General features: G+C 69.1%; 16 protein-coding genes. 5 read left to right on the top strand and 11 right to left on the bottom strand.

Features of this window, described 5'->3' with window-relative positions:
• The first annotated feature begins 134 nt into the window (after positions 1-134).
• Positions 135-884 carry an acyltransferase gene (locus AC3EO7_RS30985; RefSeq protein WP_431971840.1) on the top strand — a complete coding sequence of 250 codons (750 nt, stop codon included), beginning with the start codon at positions 135-137 and terminating at the stop codon, positions 882-884.
• Between the two features lie 52 nt (positions 885-936).
• A complete protein-coding gene (locus tag AC3EO7_RS30980; RefSeq protein WP_431971841.1) occupies positions 937-1,476 on the top strand; it encodes a DUF1697 domain-containing protein in 540 nt (179 codons plus the stop codon).
• Between the two features lie 90 nt (positions 1,477-1,566).
• Here the strand turns inward: AC3EO7_RS30980 and AC3EO7_RS30975 are convergent, their stop codons facing one another.
• The 9 genes from AC3EO7_RS30975 to ctaD all read right to left on the bottom strand — a co-directional run bounded on the left by AC3EO7_RS30975 (position 1,567) and on the right by ctaD (position 11,501).
• Positions 1,567-2,775: a THUMP-like domain-containing protein gene (locus AC3EO7_RS30975; RefSeq protein WP_435593142.1), complete on the bottom strand. Its 1,209-nt coding sequence runs from the start codon at positions 2,773-2,775 to the stop codon at positions 1,567-1,569.
• A complete protein-coding gene (locus tag AC3EO7_RS30970) occupies positions 2,775-3,752 on the bottom strand; it encodes a class I SAM-dependent methyltransferase (protein ID WP_431971843.1) in 978 nt (325 codons plus the stop codon). Before AC3EO7_RS30970 ends, AC3EO7_RS30975 begins: the two co-directional genes overlap by 1 nt.
• Positions 3,753-3,932: 180 nt before the next feature.
• Positions 3,933-4,709, bottom strand: a complete 777-nt coding sequence (locus AC3EO7_RS30965) for an enoyl-CoA hydratase-related protein (protein ID WP_431971844.1) — start codon at positions 4,707-4,709, stop codon at positions 3,933-3,935.
• Between the two features lie 130 nt (positions 4,710-4,839).
• A complete protein-coding gene (locus tag AC3EO7_RS30960) occupies positions 4,840-5,607 on the bottom strand; it encodes an NUDIX hydrolase (protein WP_431971941.1) in 768 nt (255 codons plus the stop codon).
• Positions 5,608-5,731: 124 nt separating this feature from the next.
• A complete protein-coding gene (locus tag AC3EO7_RS30955) occupies positions 5,732-6,565 on the bottom strand; it encodes an ABC transporter ATP-binding protein (RefSeq protein ID WP_431971942.1) in 834 nt (277 codons plus the stop codon).
• A gap of 350 nt (positions 6,566-6,915) precedes the next feature.
• Positions 6,916-7,692, bottom strand: a complete 777-nt coding sequence (locus AC3EO7_RS30950) for an aminoacyl-tRNA hydrolase (protein ID WP_435593141.1) — start codon at positions 7,690-7,692, stop codon at positions 6,916-6,918.
• Positions 7,693-8,163: a protease inhibitor I42 family protein gene (locus AC3EO7_RS30945; protein WP_431971846.1), complete on the bottom strand. Its 471-nt coding sequence runs from the start codon at positions 8,161-8,163 to the stop codon at positions 7,693-7,695. It abuts the gene before it with no gap.
• 182 nt (positions 8,164-8,345) lie between these two features.
• Entirely contained in the window at positions 8,346-9,581 is a 1,236-nt protein-coding gene (gene serB, locus AC3EO7_RS30940) for a phosphoserine phosphatase SerB (protein WP_435593140.1), read from the bottom strand.
• Between the two features lie 177 nt (positions 9,582-9,758).
• Positions 9,759-11,501 carry an aa3-type cytochrome oxidase subunit I gene (gene ctaD, locus AC3EO7_RS30935; RefSeq protein ID WP_431971848.1) on the bottom strand — a complete coding sequence of 581 codons (1,743 nt, stop codon included), beginning with the start codon at positions 11,499-11,501 and terminating at the stop codon, positions 9,759-9,761.
• 273 nt (positions 11,502-11,774) lie between these two features.
• On the opposite strand from ctaD, the gene AC3EO7_RS30930 reads away from it, so the two are divergent.
• Together AC3EO7_RS30930 and AC3EO7_RS30925 are read left to right on the top strand one after the other, a co-directional pair.
• Positions 11,775-12,572, top strand: a complete 798-nt coding sequence (locus AC3EO7_RS30930) for a VOC family protein (RefSeq protein ID WP_431971849.1) — start codon at positions 11,775-11,777, stop codon at positions 12,570-12,572.
• Positions 12,573-12,651: 79 nt separating this feature from the next.
• Positions 12,652-13,719, top strand: coding sequence for an ABC transporter substrate-binding protein (locus AC3EO7_RS30925; protein WP_431971850.1), 1,068 nt, complete (start codon positions 12,652-12,654; stop codon positions 13,717-13,719).
• Between the two features lie 76 nt (positions 13,720-13,795).
• Here the strand turns inward: AC3EO7_RS30925 and AC3EO7_RS30920 are convergent, their stop codons facing one another.
• Positions 13,796-14,791, bottom strand: coding sequence for a hypothetical protein (locus AC3EO7_RS30920; protein WP_435593139.1), 996 nt, complete (start codon positions 14,789-14,791; stop codon positions 13,796-13,798).
• Between the two features lie 314 nt (positions 14,792-15,105).
• Here AC3EO7_RS30920 and AC3EO7_RS30915 point away from each other — a divergent pair, with 314 nt between their 5' ends.
• A complete protein-coding gene (locus AC3EO7_RS30915; protein ID WP_435593170.1) occupies positions 15,106-15,942 on the top strand; it encodes a dioxygenase family protein in 837 nt (278 codons plus the stop codon).
• Positions 15,943-16,009: 67 nt separating this feature from the next.
• Here AC3EO7_RS30915 and nrdF read toward each other — a convergent pair whose 3' ends face one another.
• Positions 16,010-16,972, bottom strand: a complete 963-nt coding sequence (nrdF, locus tag AC3EO7_RS30910) for a class 1b ribonucleoside-diphosphate reductase subunit beta (protein WP_431971852.1) — start codon at positions 16,970-16,972, stop codon at positions 16,010-16,012.
• Between the last annotated feature and the right edge of the window lie 422 nt (positions 16,973-17,394).

Below are 17,394 nucleotides of genomic sequence, written 5' to 3'. Positions count from 1 at the left end.
GGTGGACGCAGGGGGGAACGTCTCGTCCGGCGAAGGTGAGGGTAGAACCAGAGGTGATGCGGCACGAAAGTACGCTGTGTAGCCAATGACGACCCTCGGGTGGCCGCCCGGGGAACACGACGGGAGAACGGTTCGTGACGAGCATGTGGGGCGCACCGTTGCGCTCGCGGTGGCGGGGTTCGCGCCGCCGGGATCCGCAGCAGGCGCGATTTCTGACCATGGCGTCGCTGCGCTGGGTGCTCGCCAACCGCGCCTACACGCCCTGGTATCTGGTCCGCTACTACCGGCTGTTCAAGTTCAAGCTGGCCAACCCGCACATCGTGCTGCGCGGCATGGTGTTCCTCGGCCGCCGGGTCGAGATCCACGCGACCCCCGAGCTGAGCCGGATGGAGATCGGGCGCTGGGTGCACATCGGCGACGGCAACGCCATCCGTTGCCACGAAGGCTCGCTGCGGATCGGCGACAAGGTGGTGTTCGGCAAGGACAACGTCGTCAACACCTACCTCGACATCGAGATCGGCGAATCGACCCTGGTCGCCGACTGGTGCTACATCTGCGACTTCGACCACAAGATGGACGACATCACGATGCCCATCAAGGATCAGGGCATCGTGAAGAGCCCGGTCCGGATCGGCCCCGACACGTGGATCGCCGCCAAGGTGACCGTGCTGCGCGATACTCGCGTCGGCCGCGGCTGCGTGCTCGGCGCGCACGCGGTGGTCAAGGGCGAGATCCCGGACTACGGCATCGCCGTCGGCGCGCCCGCGAAGGTGGTCAAGAACCGCAAGGCCACCTGGGAGGCGGGCGCCGAGGAGCGGGCGAAGTACATCGCCGCGCTGGAGGACATCGAACGCAAGAAGAACGGCGCCACCCAGCAGGCATAGTTCGCCCGCGTTGGACGCCGAGTAGTCGGTGCGCTCGAGTACGGTCGTCGGCATGAACAGGTACGCGGCGCTGCTGCGCGGGATCATGCCGACCAACCCGAACATGCGCAACGAGAAGTTGCGCGCGGTGTTCGAGGGGCTCGGGTTCGAGAAGGTGGCGACCATCCTGTCCAGCGGCAACGTGGTGTTTCGCTGCACCGACACCGATGCGGCTGCCTTGGAGGACCGGATCCAGGAGGCGCTGAACCGGGAGCTGGGGATTCCGGGCGGCACCATCGTGCGCAGCTACGAGGAGCTGCGCGAGCTGCTGGATCGCGATCCGTTCGAGGGGCTCACCCACGAGCGCGGCTCCTACCTCACGGTGACCTTCTTCAAAGACCAGAGCCCGGAGGTCGAGCACCCGGACACCGGCGACGAGTTGACCCGGATCATCGGCTACGACCCGGAGGCCCGCGCCTTCCTCACCGTCATCGACAACAGCACGCCGAAGACGCCGGACTTCATGGCCTGGCTGGACAAGACCTACGGCAAGGACATCACCACCCGCACCTGGCTGACGGTGCAGCGGGTCGTGAAGAAACTGGAGTCCTAGGCCCGGACCGCGCTCACGCCTGCACCTCGCTAGCGCTCGGCTCCGGCATGCGCGACGCGCGCTGCCACACGGTTCACTCACTTCGTTCGCTCACGACGCGGCGTGCGCGGTACACAGGAACACCGTCGCGGTGCGGCCGATGCGGGTGATCACCAGGGTGTAGGGCACGCTGCCTTTGAGCTTCAGTCGTTTGCGCAGCGCGTCCGGGTCGACGTCCACGCCGCGCACCAGAATCTCCAGCGCTCCGCACTCGCGGCGCGCCAGCTCCTGGCGCAGTGTCTTCTCACGCAGCTCGAGCCGGTCCTCGATACGGAAGCCGCGCAGGCCCTCGGGCACCGCGTCGCCCGTGAGGTAGGCGATGTGCGGATCCAGTTGCCACAGGGCGTGTCTCGCGGCGTAGTGCCGGACCAGTCCGGCCCGCACGATCGCGCCGTCGGGATCGATGATCCACTCGCCGGGCGGCCGCTCGGGCAGTTCGTCCGGCTCGGCGTCGGTGAGCACCTCCGGATCGCGGCGCGAACTCAGCACCGTGGCGCGGCGGGCGACACCGGCTTCGGTCAGGCCCGCCGACCACAGGCACGCCTCGCGCACCGCGCCGTCGAGCGAGACGACCTCGATCTCGCCTCGCCAGTCCAGCCGGTCGAAATCCAGTCCGGGCGCGCACTTCACGGCGATGTCGCGGCCCGCGTACACGTCGAGCAGATCGGGCAGCGGAGGTTGCAGCTTGGCCGGATCGTGGGTACGGCGGCCGTCCGCGCGGCGGGCCGGATCGGCGATGATCACCGTGCCGGTGCTGCTGGGCACGACGGCATCGGCCTTGGCCAGCAGCACATTTCGCTGCCCGGCCCGATCGGCGCCGGACAGCGGCGCCCAGCGGGAGCCGAGATTGTGCGCGGCGATCGCCAACCGCACCTCGTCGAGGTCGCTGCCGACGACGGCGGGACACACCTCGGCCAGTTCGACGAGTTCGGCGCCGATGGAACAGGTGACATCGTGCACGGCACGGCCGGCCAGCCGGGCCGCCCGGTGGCGGGCGACCGGCGTCGGCGTCGCCTGCTGGAGCGCGTCGTCGGTGAAGAGCCAGTCCCCCGCGCCGTGCAGTTTGGCGGCGGCCTTGCGCCGCAGCCGCACGGTTTCCACGAGCGCGGCGGCGTGCTCGCCGTGATCGCGACGCACCCGCTCGAGATCGCGCAGGTGCGTCGCGGGGGTCAGCTCCAGCCGCTCCACCTCGGCCAGCGCGGCATGCCCTGCCGCGCCGGCGAGGAAGGCGATGTCCGCGCGGCCGAAGCGGTAGCCCACTACTTGGCGGACGCGTCCGGCTTCACGCCGGTGATCATGGCGTTGTAGAAGAACTGGCGCGGCACCACGCGGCGCATGATGTTCTCGTCCACCCAGCTCAGTCCGAGCCACGCCCGGTACATCGCCATCCGGTAGCCCATGCTGAGCTTCTCGGCGGGCACGGCCGCCTCGAAGGTGCGCACCGGCCAGCCCCACAGCGCGGCGGCGAATTCCTCGGTGCTCGCCTTGACCTCGACGGCGCCCGCGGACCGCGCCATCGCCTCGAGATCGCGCGGATCGAAGGTGTGCAGGTCGACGACCGCCTCCAGCGCCGCGGCGCGCGAGGACTCGTCGAGCTCCTCCTGCGGACGACGCCAGCCCGCCAGCACGGGCAGCTTCGTGACGGTGGTGGTGGCCTTCCAGGTGATGCGGCCGAGCCAGCGGGCGTAGAAGTTGCCCGCGGTGGTCGGCTCGCCCGCGAAGACGAAGCGACCGCCCGGCTTGAGCACGCGCAGGCACTCCTTGAGCGCCAGCTCCACATCCGGGATGTGGTGCAGCACCGCGTGACCGACGACGAGATCGAAGGTGTCGTCGTCGTAGGGGATGGTCTCCGCGTCGGCGACGCGGCCGTCCACGTCCAGACCCAGGTTCTCGGCGTTGCGCAGCGCGACCTTCACCATGCCCGGCGAGAGGTCGGTGACCGAACCGGACTTGGCGACGCCGCCCTGCATCAGGTTCAGCAGGAAGAAGCCGGTACCGCAACCGAGCTCGAGCGCCTTCTCGTAGGGCAGCGGCGCGGGGCCGACCGCGGCGTCGAAGCGGCCGCGGGCGTAGTCGATGCAACGCTCGTCATAGGAGATGGACCATTTGTCGTCGTAGGTCTCGGCCTCCCAGTCGTGGTAGAGCACCTGGGCGAGCTTCGTATCCTTGAGCGCTGCTTCGACCTCGGCCTCGGTGGCGTGCGGGTTCGGCGCGGGGTCGTCGGGACGTACCGTCATGGTCGCCTAGCCTACATAAATCCCCAGATGAAGCCCGCTGTCGGCCCGGGCATTCCGCGACCCTCTGGACGGATGGCCAGATGAGAACATGTTCCCATCAGGGCAATCTCCTGGCACACCCCGAGCAGACCGGACGGTCTGCGTGCGGGCGACCGCCCGCACAGCCTTGTCCGGAGGAATTCAGCGCCCGACGAAAGCCGCGGATCCCGGCCCGTCCGCGACGTAGGATTCCGTCCCGATCCGGCGATCCTCGGTGCCGAACAGCCCGGCCCACTCGCCGCGCGCGCGATCCAGGCCGTGCGGGCCCGCCTCGAACACCGCCTTGGCGGCGGCCAGCGCGCGTCCCGGTCCGTCGGTGAAGCGTCCGGCCCAGCGCAGCGCGGCGGCGAAGACGTCGTCCGGCGCGACGACCTCGTCGACCAGACCGAGCGCCAGCGCCTCGTCCGGCTCCACGAAACGCCCCGTGTACACGAGGTCCTTGGCCGGGCCGGGACCGACCAGCAGCGACAGCCGCCGGATGCCCGCGAGCGGGATCAGTCCCGCGTGAATCTGCGGCAGCCCGAGCTTGACGTTGTCGCCGATGACGCGGCGATCGGCGCCGAGCGCCAGTTCCAGCCCCGCGCCGAGGCAGTACCCGCTGATCGCGGCGACGGTCGGCTGCGGAACCCTGGCCAGGCACCCCAGCGCGGCTTGCACGTCGGCGGCCATGGCCGCGGCCTGGTCGGCGTTCAGCGTGGCCAGCTCGGCCACGTCGTCACCCGCCGAGAACACCCGCTCGTCCCCGTAGACCACCAGGGCCGCGACGCCGGAATGCGTCGCGACCGCCGCCGCGGCCTCGGCCACTTCCCGCACCACCTGAACGTTGATCAGGTTCATCGGCGGACGAGCGATCCGCAGGACGGCGACGCCCCGCGCGCCATCCCCTTCCGGCAGCTCCAGGGTCACGAATTCGGCCATGCCACGCACGCTACCTCCCGCCCCCGCCACGTCCCGCATCACCGATGCTGCAACAGGCCCTGACGCGCTCGCAGACCTTGTGCACGCCTCGCAGTACCTAGGGCCCCTACGAGGCGTGCGGTAGCCCTTGTCAGCGGGCCGAGCCCCGGAGCTTGGCGGTTTCGGGGAGATCGGCGAAGTAGCGGTCGTTGCCGGGGAAGCTGAGCGCCTTGGCGCCGCCTGCCTCGGTCAGCTCCGGCATGATCGGGTCGATCACCGGTTCGGCCGCGAAGATGTCCGCGGTCGAGGCGAAGCCGCTGAGGGCGTCGAGCTGAGACCAGGTCGGAGGGAGCAGGATGTCGGCGCCCGCACGCCAGCGGTCGAGTGCCTCGGCCGGGGTACTCCACTGCACTTCGGCGGCCTCGGAGGTCGCGCCGTCGGCCAGCTGGCCCTGCGGCAGGACCGCGACGAAGAAGTGGGTGTCGTAGCGGCGCGGCTCGACTACCGGAGTGATCCAATTCGCCCAGGGGCGAAGCAGGTCGGCGCGCAGCACCAGCTTCTCCTCGGCCAGGAAGGCGGCCAGGGACAGTTCGCGGCGCTCCAGCCTGCTGCGGGCTTCGCGGTACGGGGTGGTGTCGTCGACGACGGTGTCGGCCGTCGGACCCGCCAGCAGCACGCCGCATTCCTCGAATGTCTCCCGCACCGCCGCGCACACCAGCGCCTTGGCGCGCGATTCGGTGGCCGCGAAACGCTCGGCCCACCAGGCGGGATCCGGGCCCGCCCAGTCGATCTCGATGGTGCTGTCGGCGGGATCGACGCCGCCGCCGGGGAACACCGTCATGCCCGCGGCGAAGGCCATCGCCCCGACCCGTCGTTGCAGGAACACCTCGGGACCGTTCACCCCGTCGCGCACCAGCATCACCGTGGACGCGTCCTTGATGGGCGGGGGATCCTGCGGCCGATCACCGGGCGACGTCGTTGTCTCACTCACACCTGCACCATAACCGGCGCCGCCGGAGCCCGCCGCAGGCCGCGGCCACTCGCTACCGGGACCGGTGCTGGCCCGCTCGCCGCGCACGTCGCGCGAAGTAGCGGCCGTCGACGCGGTCCAGCGCGATGGACTGGCGGAAGGCGTCGCTCAGGTGCTCCGAGGTGAGCACATCGGTCAGCAGACCCTGGGCGACCACCTCGCCCTCGTTGAGCAGCAGGCCGTGGGTGAAACCGGGCGGGATCTCCTCCACGTGGTGGGTCACCAGCACCATCGCCGGTGCCTCGGGATCGGCCGCCAGATCGCCGAGTCGCTCGACCAGTTCCTCGCGACCGCCGAGGTCCAGGCCCGCCGCCGGTTCGTCGAGCAGCAGCAGCTCCGGATCGGTCATCAGGGCGCGGGCGATCAGCACCCGCTTGCGCTCGCCCTCGGACAGGGTGCCGTAGGTGCGGTCGGAAAGGTGTTCGGCGCCAAGGCTTTCCAGCATGTCGATGGCCCGGTCGGTGTCGACGTCGTCGTAGCGTTCGCGCCAGCGGCCGAGCACGGCGTATCCCGCGGACACCACGAGATCGCTGACCTTCTCGTCCAGCGGCACACGACTGGCCAGCGCCGCGGACGAGAGGCCGATGCGTGGCCGCAGCTCGTTCATGTCGACCTTGCCGATCACCTCGCCGAGCAGGTGGGCGATTCCGGAGGTCGGGTGCATTTCGGCGGCGGCCATGCGCAGCAGGGAGGTCTTGCCCGCGCCGTTCGGGCCGAGCACGACCCAGCGTTCGTCGAGCTCGACCTGCCAGGTGACCGGACCGACTAGGGTGTGCCCCGAGCGTCGGACGGTCACGTCGGTGAAATCAATGAGCAGATCGGGATCCGGTTGCGGCACGCGCTCCATCTTGGCCCACACGCGCCGGGTTTGCCCGACCGGCCCACATCGGTCGCGCCGAACGGGCCATCCGCCCGGCCAGCCGGCCGACGACGGTTCGCCGCCTGGCCCGTGCGGGACGCGGTCGAGCCGACGGCGGGCCATCGATCGGGCGGAACATTCTGGCGACGATCAGCGCCAGCGGCAGCGAAAGAAGCACCCATCCGGCGAGAATCAGCAGCAGCGTCGTCATGACATCCTCCGGAGACGGCGGGGCCGAAGCCCCGTTCCGTCACTGATACCCAAATACCCCTCGGCCACACCTGGGTGCGGTGCAGCCCGTCGGCCGTGCGCCGGTTCCGGCCTTTCCCGGACGCGGCTCACCAGGACTCGGGCGGCACGGCGATCACCGTCAGCGAACCTGGAGCAATCTCGGTGAAACCGGCATCGCGCACCGCCACCGCGTTGCCCGCCGCCACCCGATCGGTGTACGCCCGCCACTGCGCCGGGTCGGCTTCGCGTACCGCGCAATGAAATTCGCGGCGCGACCAGCGGTAGGCGTCCTCGGGACGCAGCGCGGCCGCGAGCAGCATGCTGGCGTGGCCGACCTGCGCCGCGCTCTTGCCGAGCGTCATACCGAGCGCCGAATTCACCCACAGAACAGGCAGATTCGGGTCCGGCGGACCGGGATCGTCGTGCTCGAGATCGGTGCCGCCGATCTGGAGCTTCTTGATTCGCGGGTCCACCTCGCCGACCGCGCTCGGCACGAACGCACGCGCCTGCGCGCCGCCGATCTCCACGGTGACGCCGTCGACCTCGCCCGCCGCCAGCCACTGGGCGCCGCGAGCGCGCCGCGCCACCTTGCGAATCCGGGAGCGCTTCCACGCGAGATACCGTTGCGCCCAGGGCCCTTCCGGGCCGACCCGCTCGTCCAGGCACAGCGCGACCGCCGAAGCCGCCGCGGCGGCGAGCAACGCGCTGCGCGGCGGCGGATCCGCCTTCGGCAGGTGCAGCACCATCTGCATGGCCTGGACCTGGCCGGGGTCGTCGGGATCGCCCGCGCCACCGTAACCGAGCGCGAGTTCCGCGTGCCGGATGCGGAATCCCTCCTCCCCCGTGGACAATTCGTCCACGGTACCGCTGTCCGGACTGCTCATTCACTTCACCTCGACCCTCAATGTGAACTTCTGCGCGGGCTCGACGCCGTGCTCCCACGGGCGCGCGTACTCCAGTGCAAGCTCGGTGACGCCCGGGGCATTCCCGACGAACGTCCACACCGCGGTGCCGCCGGAGCCGGGCGCGATCGGACGGTCGGCATCCGGCCGGTAATCCGGCTCGCCCGCCTGCCGGAGCACATTCTGGTCCAGTGCGGCGAGCCGCCAGCCGTACCCGGTCGACGGGTTGGCGGCCAGCGTCACGATCAATTGCCTGCCGACGCGGAGCGAGCGCTGCTGTCCGCTGTCGGCCTCGGTCACGTCCATGGCATCTCCCGAAGGCTCGACGTTTCCGGACGGTTCGGCGCGGGTGGACACGGTGGATGTCGCCGGTGCGTGCCCGTCGTGGCCGTCATCGGTTCCGCACGCGGTGAGCGCGACGCCGAGCAGCAGCACAACCAGGGACTTCCGCACCGCATCCTCCGATCACCGAATGATCAATCCGCGACCAGCCTAATGAACACGGCCGCACCCGGTCCGTCGATCGCCCGCGCACAGCCGGAGCGAAGGCAGATGAACGCCGCCGGACGCGTTCGCGCACGACCGAGGCGACACCGCCTCGGTCCCGGCAGGCGAAATACGTTGCGCCGCGCGAACTACTGGATCAGCGGCACCCGGCGCATCAACCCGTCGCGCGCGTCGGCGGCCTCCACCTCATGGCGGGTGACGCCGAGGATGAACAGCACCGCGTCCAGGTAGGGGTGCGACAGCGCCGCGTCGGCAACCTCGCGCAGCGCGGGCTTGGCGTTGAAGGCGACGCCGAGCCCGGCGGCGTTGAGCATGTCGATGTCGTTGGCGCCGTCGCCGACCGCGACGGTCTGTTCCATCGGCACCCCGGCCTCGGCGGCGAACTTGCGCAGCGCGGTCGCCTTGGCGGCGCGGTCGACGATGTCGCCGACCACGCGGCCGGTCAGCTTGCCGTCCTTGATCTCCAGCGTGTTCGCCTGCACGAAGTCGAGTTCGAGCTCGTGCGCGAGCGGCTCGATGACCTGGCGGAACCCACCGGACACCACACCGCAGCGGAAGCCGATGCGGCGCAGCGTGCGGATTGTGGTGCGCGCGCCAGGGGTCAGCTCGATCCGGTCGGCGACCTCCTCGATGACCGATTCGTCCAGCCCCTCCAGGGTCGCGACGCGCTGGCTCAGCGATTCGGCGAAGTCGATCTCGCCGCGCATGGCCGCCTCGGTGACCTGGCGGACCTGCTCCTCGACGCCCGCGTGCGCGGCGAGCATCTCGATGACCTCGCCCTGGATCAGGGTCGAGTCGACGTCGAACACGATGAGCCGCTTGGCCCGCCGCGCCAGCCCGGCCCGCTCCACCGCCACGTCGACCTCTTCGGCGACCGCCACCTCGGCCAGCGCCGTGCGCAGCCTGGAGTCGGTGTCCGCGCCCGTGTCGGTCGCGGAGACCAGCAGCTCCATGCCGGTGACCGGGTAGTCGGCGATGCCGCGGATGGTGTCGATGTTCGCGCCGAGCGCGGCGAGCTGACGCGAGACCGCGCTGAACGCCCGCGCGGTCACCGGCGCGCCGAGGATGACCACCGCGTGCGTGGACATCGGTGCCCGCCCGATCGCGGCGCCCACCTCCACGTCGACGTTCATGCCGACGGTGTTCATCGCCTCCTCGAGCTCCTCTTGCAGCTCTTCGGGATCGTTCGGGCAGGTGACCAGGACACCGAGGGTGAGCCGGCCGCGGATGACGACCTGCTCCACATCCAGCAGGCTCACCTGGTGCCGCGACATCGCCGCGAGCAGCACGGACGTCACACCGGGCCGGTCGGGTCCGGTGACAGTGACAAGAACGGTGGTGTCGGCCAAGTCGATGCGCTCCATGTCTGTGTTCGATTGGCGGCGTCGCCCCTGGGCTCTACCGTATCGCCGCTGAAGCACAGCTACGGCAAACAGCAACGTACACAATGGGGCCACGATGTGGGGCCGTCGACGCCGCACTACCCAGGGCAAACGCGCGTGCACCCGCTGATTGTCAGCGGGTGCACACTCGTCGAGTTTCTAGTGCTTGACCAGCTCGCCCTCGTGGACGGCGGTGGCGTGCTTGCCGGAACCCCAGCCCACGTGCGCCTCGGCGCGCATGCGATCGATCATGTGCGGGTAGTGCAGCTCGAACGCGGGGCGCTCGGACCGGATGCGCGGCAGCTCGTAGAAGTTGTGCCGCGGCGGCGGGCAGGTGGTGGCCCACTCCAGCGAGTTGCCGTAGCCCCACGGGTCGTCCACCGTCACGACCTCGCCGTAGCGGTAGCTCTTGAAGACGTTCCAGAGGAACGGCAGCATCGAGGCGCCGAGGACGAACGCGCCGATGGTCGAGATGGTGTTCAGCGCGGTGAAACCGTCCGTGGGCAGGTAGTCGGCGTAGCGGCGGGGCATGCCCTCGTTGCCGAGCCAGTGCTGCACAAGGAAGGTGGTGTGGAAGCCGACGAAGGTCGCCCAGAAGTGCCACTTGGCCAGGCGCTCGTCCACCATGCGGCCGGTGATCTTCGGGAACCAGAAGTAGATGCCCGCGAAGGTGGCGAACACGATGGTGCCGAAGAGCACGTAGTGGAAGTGGGCCACCACGAAGTAGGTGTCGGACACGTGGAAGTCCATCGGCGGCGAGGCCAGGATGACACCGGACAGACCACCGAAGAGGAAGGTCACGAGGAAGCCGATCGACCACAGCATCGGCGACTCGAAGGTCAGCTGACCGCGCCACATCGTGCCGATCCAGTTGAAGAACTTCACGCCGGTCGGCACCGCGATGAGGAAGGTCATGAACGAGAAGTACGGCAGCAGCACGGCGCCGGTCGCGTACATGTGGTGCGCCCACACCGCGATGGAGAGCGCGGCGATGCCGAGGGTCGCGTACACCAGCGTGGTGTAACCGAAGATCGGCTTGCGGCTGAACACCGGGAAGATCTCCGAGACGATGCCGAAGAACGGCAGCGCGATGATGTAGACCTCGGGGTGCCCGAAGAACCAGAACAGGTGCTGGTAGAGCAGGATGCCGCCGGTGGCCGGGTCGTAGATGTGGCCGCCCAGGTGGCGGTCGTAGGCCAGGCCGAACAGCGCAGCGGTGAGCAGCGGGAAGGCGAGCAGGACCAGGACGCTGGTGACGGCGATGTTCCAGGTGAAGATCGGCATCCGGAACATGGTCATACCGGGCGCGCGCAGGCAGACGACGGTGGTCAGCATGTTCACGCCACCGAGGATGGTGCCCAGACCCGAGACCGCGAGGCCGAGGATCCACAGGTCGGTGCCGACGCCGGGCGAGTGCAGGATGTCGGTCAGCGGGACGTACGCGGTCCAGCCGAAGTCGGCCGCGCCACCCGGGGTGATGAAGCCCGCGGTCGCCATCGAGCCGCCGAACAGGTACAGCCAGTAGCTGAAGGCGTTCAGGCGCGGGAAGGCGACGTCAGGGGCGCCGATCTGCAGCGGCAGGACGATGTTGGCGAAGCCGAACACGATCGCGGTCGCGTAGAACAGCAGCATGATCGTGCCGTGCATGGTGAACAGCTGGTTGAACTGTTCCGGGGAGAGGAACTGCAGGCCGGGGCGCGCCAGCTCGGCACGCATGAGCAGCGCCATCAGACCGCCGACCATGAAGAAGCTGATCGCCGTCACCAGGTACATGGTGCCGAGCACCTTGGGGTCCGTGGTGGTGACCATCTTGTAGAGGAAAGAACCCTTGGGTCCGGTCCGGGCCGGATACGGTCGAGTCGCTTCCAATTGAGGGACTGGTCTGGGCTCTACCGCAGTCACTGATCCTCCTGAAGATGCCTTTAGGTCGCTCCGCGAGCTCCGCTGCTCGCCTTCGATCCCGTTCCCGAGACAGCGGACAGTTCGCTTGCGCTCCTGAGATCGTAAACGGTGCCGTCACGGCCGACAGCACGGGTCCTACTCTGCGTCGTATTTCGTTGGTCACCGGTCATCCGCAGTACACCGCGGGACCCCCGTGGCGTGCGCCGATGAGTTCTCGGCGCGACCGCCGTCTCTATCGATGACAACCGTTCGTCACCTGCGAGGAGACCGCTCATGACCACCCCGAAGCCGGGCGACCCCGTCTGGGTCGACCTCTACACCGCCGATCCCGAGCGCAGCATCGCCTTCTACGGCGACCTGTTCGGCTGGACCGCCGACCGCGCGGGCGCGGAATTCGGCGGCTACCTCACCTTCCGCAAGGACGGCAAGGCCGTCGCGGGCGGGATGGGCAGGATGGACGACGGCGACACCGGGCCGGATCGGTGGACCGTCTACCTGTCCGCACCGGACGCCCGGGCCACCGCCGCGGCCGCGACCGCGCACGGCGGGTCCGTGATCGTGGAGCCGATGGACGTGGGCGACCTCGGCACGATGGCGGTGCTCGGCGATCCGGACGGCGCCGGCGTCGGCGTCTGGCAGACCGGCACCTTCGGCGGCGTCGAGACCGAGGCCATCGTCGAGGGCGGCCGGTGGCGCAATCACGCGGGCGCGCCGTCCTGGTTCGAGCTGCACACCAGGGCGTACCAGGCGTCCCTGACGTTCTACCGCGAGGTGTTCGGCTGGTCCGACACCTTCGAGATGCCCGGCGCACCCGATTTCCGCTACACCACCATCCACTCGACCAGCCCGATGCTCGGCGGCGTGATGGACGCCTCGGACTTCCTGCCGCCGGGCGCACCCGCAGGCTGGACGGTGTATTTCGGCGCCGACGACGTGGACAAGACGGTCGCCCAGGTGGTCGCGCTCGGCGGCAAGGTCGTCTCGCCCGCCCAGGACACCCCGTACGGACGGATGGCCACCGTCGCCGATCCGACCGGCGCGGTCTTCCATCTCGGCGGCGACGCCGCCTGAGGTAGCGGCTTCGTGCGCCGAGGCGCGGGCCGCCACCCGCGCCTCGGCCGCGTCTCCGGACGCCTGTACCCTCTCCGGCATGCCGGTGAGCGCCCTCGTTCGCACCCGAAACCGCACTGTCGCCACCCGTTACGGCACGGCCGCCGTCGCGGCCCTCTGCGCCGCCGCGCTGGTCGGCTGCGGTAACCAGACCGACGACGCGAGTTCGATCATCCGCACCACCACCAATATCGCGGGCGCCGGCGTGGTCGGCTTGGAGCGCGACACGACGAAGGCCTGCGCGCTGCCCAGCGCACCCGATCAGCCCTCGGGCACCCGCAGCGTCACCCACGCCGCCGGAGTCTCCGAGGTGCCCGCCGATCCGCAACGCATCGTCGTGCTGACGACCTCCGCGCTCGACGCCACCTGCGCGCTCGGTCTGTGGGAGCGCGTCGTCGGCGCGGTGACCGTGGCGGGCGAGCGCCCGCAACCCGAGTTCCTCGGCACCGGCGTGCTGAAGGTCCCGAGCATCGGCACCGCCGCGGCGCCCGATCTCGCCAAGATCGCGGAACTGCGTCCCGACGTCATCATCGGCGAACAGCCTTCGGGCGCGGCCACTTTCGACGCACTGCGGGCCATCGCGCCGACGGTGCTGGTCGGCGCTCCGACCAGCTGGCAGGCCGAGTTCGGCGCCTTCGCCGAGGGTCTGGACCGGCGCGGCGCGGCGACCACCGCGCTGGACAACTACCGCACCGAGGCCGCCGACATCGGCACCGCGATCGCCGCCAACCAGAGTCAGGCGTCGGTCGTCCGCTTCACCGGTGATGCCGTGCAGGTTCAGGGCGCCGACAGCTTCGCGGGCCAGGTCCTGGCCGACCTGGGCGTGCGGCGGCCGACGGCCCAGCGCGTCGCGTCTTTCGACGTCGCCCCCGGCGAACTCGGCACCAAGGTCGAAGGCGACATCGTCTACGTCGTCCTGGCCGGTGAATCGGGCAAGGCGCAGGCCGAGAAGGTGATGCGCGGCGACGAGTGGAAGGAACTCGGCGCCGCCGGCGACCGCCGCGTCTTCGCGGTCGACGACAGCGTCTGGCACGGCGACGGACTCACCGCGGCCCGCGCGCTCATGACCGATCTCCAGAAGACGCTCAACGGGTACGTCACCGACTGACGGCTCGTCCGTTCCCTGAATCACTGCCGATTTCGCTTGGCGCGGTGCATCTTCAGGCAGCCCGGCACGAGGCCCCTCAATCGAACAGCGACAAGACCGCCTCGCCGACCGCGGCGATGACCTCCTGATCCGAACCTTCGATCGTGACGGTCGGCGTCCACGTCTCGTCCGGAAATTGCGGATCGGCGAGCGACGGCAAATCCACGGGCGCGCCGAGCGGCAGATAGTAGGTGTGCTGACCGCCGCTCTCCGACCGATATCCCGTACGGTTCGCGACGGTGACCAGCGGATAGTTCGATCGATAGCCATTCCCGCTCGGATCGGGAACCGGCGGGACATCAGCAGGCGGACGCCCGGTGTCGTATTCGTACCCGACCGCGATCCGCTCGCCTCGGTACCGGAACCCGCACCGCTCTGGTCTCGACCACGAACCTTTCCGCCCGATTCCCAGTTCGGCGAGCACCGCGCAGGGATCCGCGCCGGTCAGCGGCGTACGCACCGTATCGGGCGAATCACCTTGGCGCGGATGGCGTTCCCACTCTCGCAACACGATCTCCGCGGCCCGGTCGGCCACCGAGCACGCGTCGATTCCCTTCGCGGAGTCCACCCGCAGGGCCACGGAACCGCCGGGCGGTAGCTCCACCTGCAGCGCGCAGTACCGGTAAGAACTGCGCTCGATCTCTTCGGGCGTGCTGTTGTCCACGTCGGACACCATCCAGGCGCGCGCCGCACCGATCCTGCGGTCGTGCCCGCCACCGCCTTCGTTGGGCGGCGATGAGACCAACACCCACCCGAGGTCGACGTGCCCTTCGGTGCGGGTCGCAATGCGCGCGTAGCAAGCCTGGATGCCGTTCGTGCCCACCACCCGGACCGGTCCGAACTGTTCGAGATTCGGCCGCGGTATCAGCGCACAGACGTCCACCACCCGCAGCGCCGCGGCGATTTCCCATTGCGGGTCGTCTTCGGGATACATCTGCGCGTCCAGATCCGGAATCAATTCCGGCATACCGTTATCCCCGCATCCGACGGCGCACACCAGCAATACCGCGACCAACGCCAACCATCGGCGCATCCGACACTCCCCCTCCGTGGACCAACGGAAAGAATAGAGCCAATAGTCTTTTCGCGCGGATCCGATGTCCTGAAGGAAGAACGGGACAGGCCGACAAGCTGAGAATCCTTCATCGAGCGACAAGCCCAGCACCGCCCGTGACAGCGCAACCTCTCCGCGCACCCCTCACAGCGAACTCCCAGCGATGTCCCAGATCGGTCCGAGCGCCGCCCCTTACCGTCGCTGTCGACGCGAAACGAACAGAGGAGAACGCGGTGGGTAGGAATGGCGAGGCGCACGAGCACGATCTCGGTCTGGCGCACGACCTGCGGGTCATGTCGCGGCGGCGGGCGCTGGTCTTTCTCGGAATCGCCGGGGCGGCGACGGCCGCGAGCGGGTGCGCGACGGCGACGCGGACGGGCTCGTCGAGCGCCGAGACCTCCGCCGCGACAACCGCCGACGCGGTGAGCGCGGCACCTCAGGAAACGGCCGGACCGTATCCGGGCGACGGCTCCAACGGACCCAACGTCCTCATCGAGTCCGGCGTGGTCCGCTCCGACATCACCACCAGTTTCGGCTCGTATTCCGGTGTCGCGGAAGGTGTTCCGATGACGTTAGAGCTGTCGCTGCGCGACCTCGCGAAGGACGGCGCCGCGGGCTCCGGCATGGCCGTCTACGTCTGGCACTGCGATCGCGCCGGGAACTACTCGCTCTACAGCCCGGGCGTCACCGACCAGAACTACCTGCGTGGCGTCCAGGTCGCCGATGCGACCGGCACGGTCACCTTCACCTCGATCTTCCCGGCCTGCTATTCGGGCCGCTGGCCGCACATCCATTTCGAGGTGTTCGACTCGCTGGAGACGGCCGTCGCGGGTAGCGACGCCCGCCTCACCTCGCAGATCGCGCTTCCCGAGGACACGTGCGACGCCGTCTTCGCGCACGACTCCGGCTACGCCCAGAGCGTGCGCAATCTGTCCGGCGTCACCCTCGCCTCCGACAACGTGTTCGGTGACGGCTGGGACGCCGAATTGGCCACCGTCACCGGAACGCCCGCGTCGGGCCTCACAGTCACGCTCACCGTCGGAGTCGCCACGAAATCCGAGAACCGTTCCGGCGGTGGCGGTTTCGGCACGCCGCCCGGCCGCCCGGGCGGTCCGCCGCCGGGCCGCTGAGCCGCGCGAACTCGGGGAAACGAATCGGGGCCCCGCGTCCGGCGGGGCCCCGATCAGGAGTGGCGGGTCAGAACTCCCAGTCCTCGTCCTCGGTGTTGACGGCCTTGCCGATCACGTACGACGAACCGGAGCCCGAGAAGAAGTCGTGGTTCTCGTCGGCGTTCGGGGAGAGGGCCGAGAGGATGGCCGGGTTCACCTCGGTCTCGTCCTTCGGGAACAGCCCCTCGTAGCCGAGGTTCATCAGCGCCTTGTTGGCGTTGTAGCGCAGGAACTTCTTGACGTCCTCGGTGAGGCCGACCTCGTCGTAGAGGTCCTGGGTGTATTCGACCTCGTTGTCGTAGAGCTCGAAGAGCAGCTCGAAGGTGTAGTTCTTCAGCTCCTCGCGCTCGGCCGGGGAGACCAGCTCGAGGCCCTTCTGGTACTTGTAGCCGATGTAGTAGCCGTGCACGGCTTCGTCGCGGATGATCAGGCGGATCATGTCGGCGGTGTTGGTCAGCTTGGCGCGCGAGGACCAGTGCATCGGCAGGTAGAAGCCGGAGTAGAACAGGAAGCTCTCCAGCAGGGTGGAGGCCACCTTGCGCTTCAGCGGGTCCTCGCCGTTGTAGTACCCCAGCACGATCTCGGCCTTGCGCTGCAGGTTCCGGTTCTCCTCGGACCAGCGGAAGGCCTCATCGATCTCCTTGGTGGAACACAGCGTGGAGAAGATGGAGCTGTAGCTCTTCGCGTGCACCGATTCCATGAACGCGATGTTGGTGAGCACCGCCTCCTCGTGCGGGGTCAGCGCGTCCGGGATCAGGCTCACCGCGCCGACGGTGCCCTGGATGGTGTCCAGCAGGGTCAGGCCGGTGAAGACCCGCATGGTCAGCTGCTTCTCGTCGGCGGTCAGCGTGTTCCACGAGGGGATGTCGTTGGACACCGGAACCTTCTCGGGCAGCCAGAAGTTGCCGGTCAGGCGGTCCCAGACTTCGGCATCCTTCTCGTCGGGCACCCGATTCCAGTTGATGGCCGACACCCGATCGATCAGTTTCATCCTGCCTCCACACCTTTCCCGAGCACGCTGCCGTCACGGAGTTCCTATTCTGAACACTACTCCTAGTGGATCAGAACTCCATGCAGCACAACACCTTGTGGCGCTGCGGTGCACGTCACGGACAACCGATTCGCCATGAGACCACCGCGCGCGGCACTTATTGTGCTGCACCCGCCAGCGGCCGAGTGCAGCGGTCCATCCGTAGAGCCGATCGATCGCCAGCAGTTAGCCATCGCCAGTAGTCACCGGTCGGCCGGTGCGACGAGCGCCCGTGGTCGACCCCACGGCGCCGGTTTGCCGGTATCGAGTCAGCACCGCGACCCGCCGATGCGGCCGGGATACGTCAGATCACCGACTCTGCACACCTCAAATGAAATCCGGCCGCCTCCACCTGGACCGTTTGGCCCGCACTGCACAGTCGG

The sequence above is a fragment of the Nocardia sp. bgisy118 genome (assembly GCF_057708605.1).
The sequence above is the reverse complement of the archived record's forward strand: the minus strand, read 5'-3'. Positions and strand labels throughout refer to the sequence as shown.

Bases quoted from the DNA above. Each gene is read 5' to 3' on its own strand.
- AC3EO7_RS30980 (WP_431971841.1), top strand. From the start codon at position 937: ATGAACAGGTACGCGGCGCTGCTGCGCGGGATCATGCCGACCAACCCG.
- AC3EO7_RS30970 (WP_431971843.1), bottom strand. From the start codon at position 3,752: ATGACGGTACGTCCCGACGACCCCGCGCCGAACCCGCACGCCACCGAG.
- AC3EO7_RS30965 (WP_431971844.1), bottom strand. From the start codon at position 4,709: ATGGCCGAATTCGTGACCCTGGAGCTGCCGGAAGGGGATGGCGCGCGG.
- AC3EO7_RS30960 (WP_431971941.1), bottom strand. From the start codon at position 5,607: ATGCTGGTGCGCGACGGGGTGAACGGTCCCGAGGTGTTCCTGCAACGA.
- AC3EO7_RS30955 (WP_431971942.1), bottom strand. From the start codon at position 6,565: ATGGAGCGCGTGCCGCAACCGGATCCCGATCTGCTCATTGATTTCACC.
- AC3EO7_RS30950 (WP_435593141.1), bottom strand. From the start codon at position 7,692: ATGAGCAGTCCGGACAGCGGTACCGTGGACGAATTGTCCACGGGGGAG.
- serB (WP_435593140.1), bottom strand. From the start codon at position 9,581: ATGGAGCGCATCGACTTGGCCGACACCACCGTTCTTGTCACTGTCACC.
- AC3EO7_RS30930 (WP_431971849.1), top strand. From the start codon at position 11,775: ATGACCACCCCGAAGCCGGGCGACCCCGTCTGGGTCGACCTCTACACC.
- AC3EO7_RS30925 (WP_431971850.1), top strand. From the start codon at position 12,652: ATGCCGGTGAGCGCCCTCGTTCGCACCCGAAACCGCACTGTCGCCACC.
- AC3EO7_RS30920 (WP_435593139.1), bottom strand. From the start codon at position 14,791: ATGCGCCGATGGTTGGCGTTGGTCGCGGTATTGCTGGTGTGCGCCGTC.
- AC3EO7_RS30915 (WP_435593170.1), top strand. From the start codon at position 15,106: ATGTCGCGGCGGCGGGCGCTGGTCTTTCTCGGAATCGCCGGGGCGGCG.
- nrdF (WP_431971852.1), bottom strand. From the start codon at position 16,972: ATGAAACTGATCGATCGGGTGTCGGCCATCAACTGGAATCGGGTGCCC.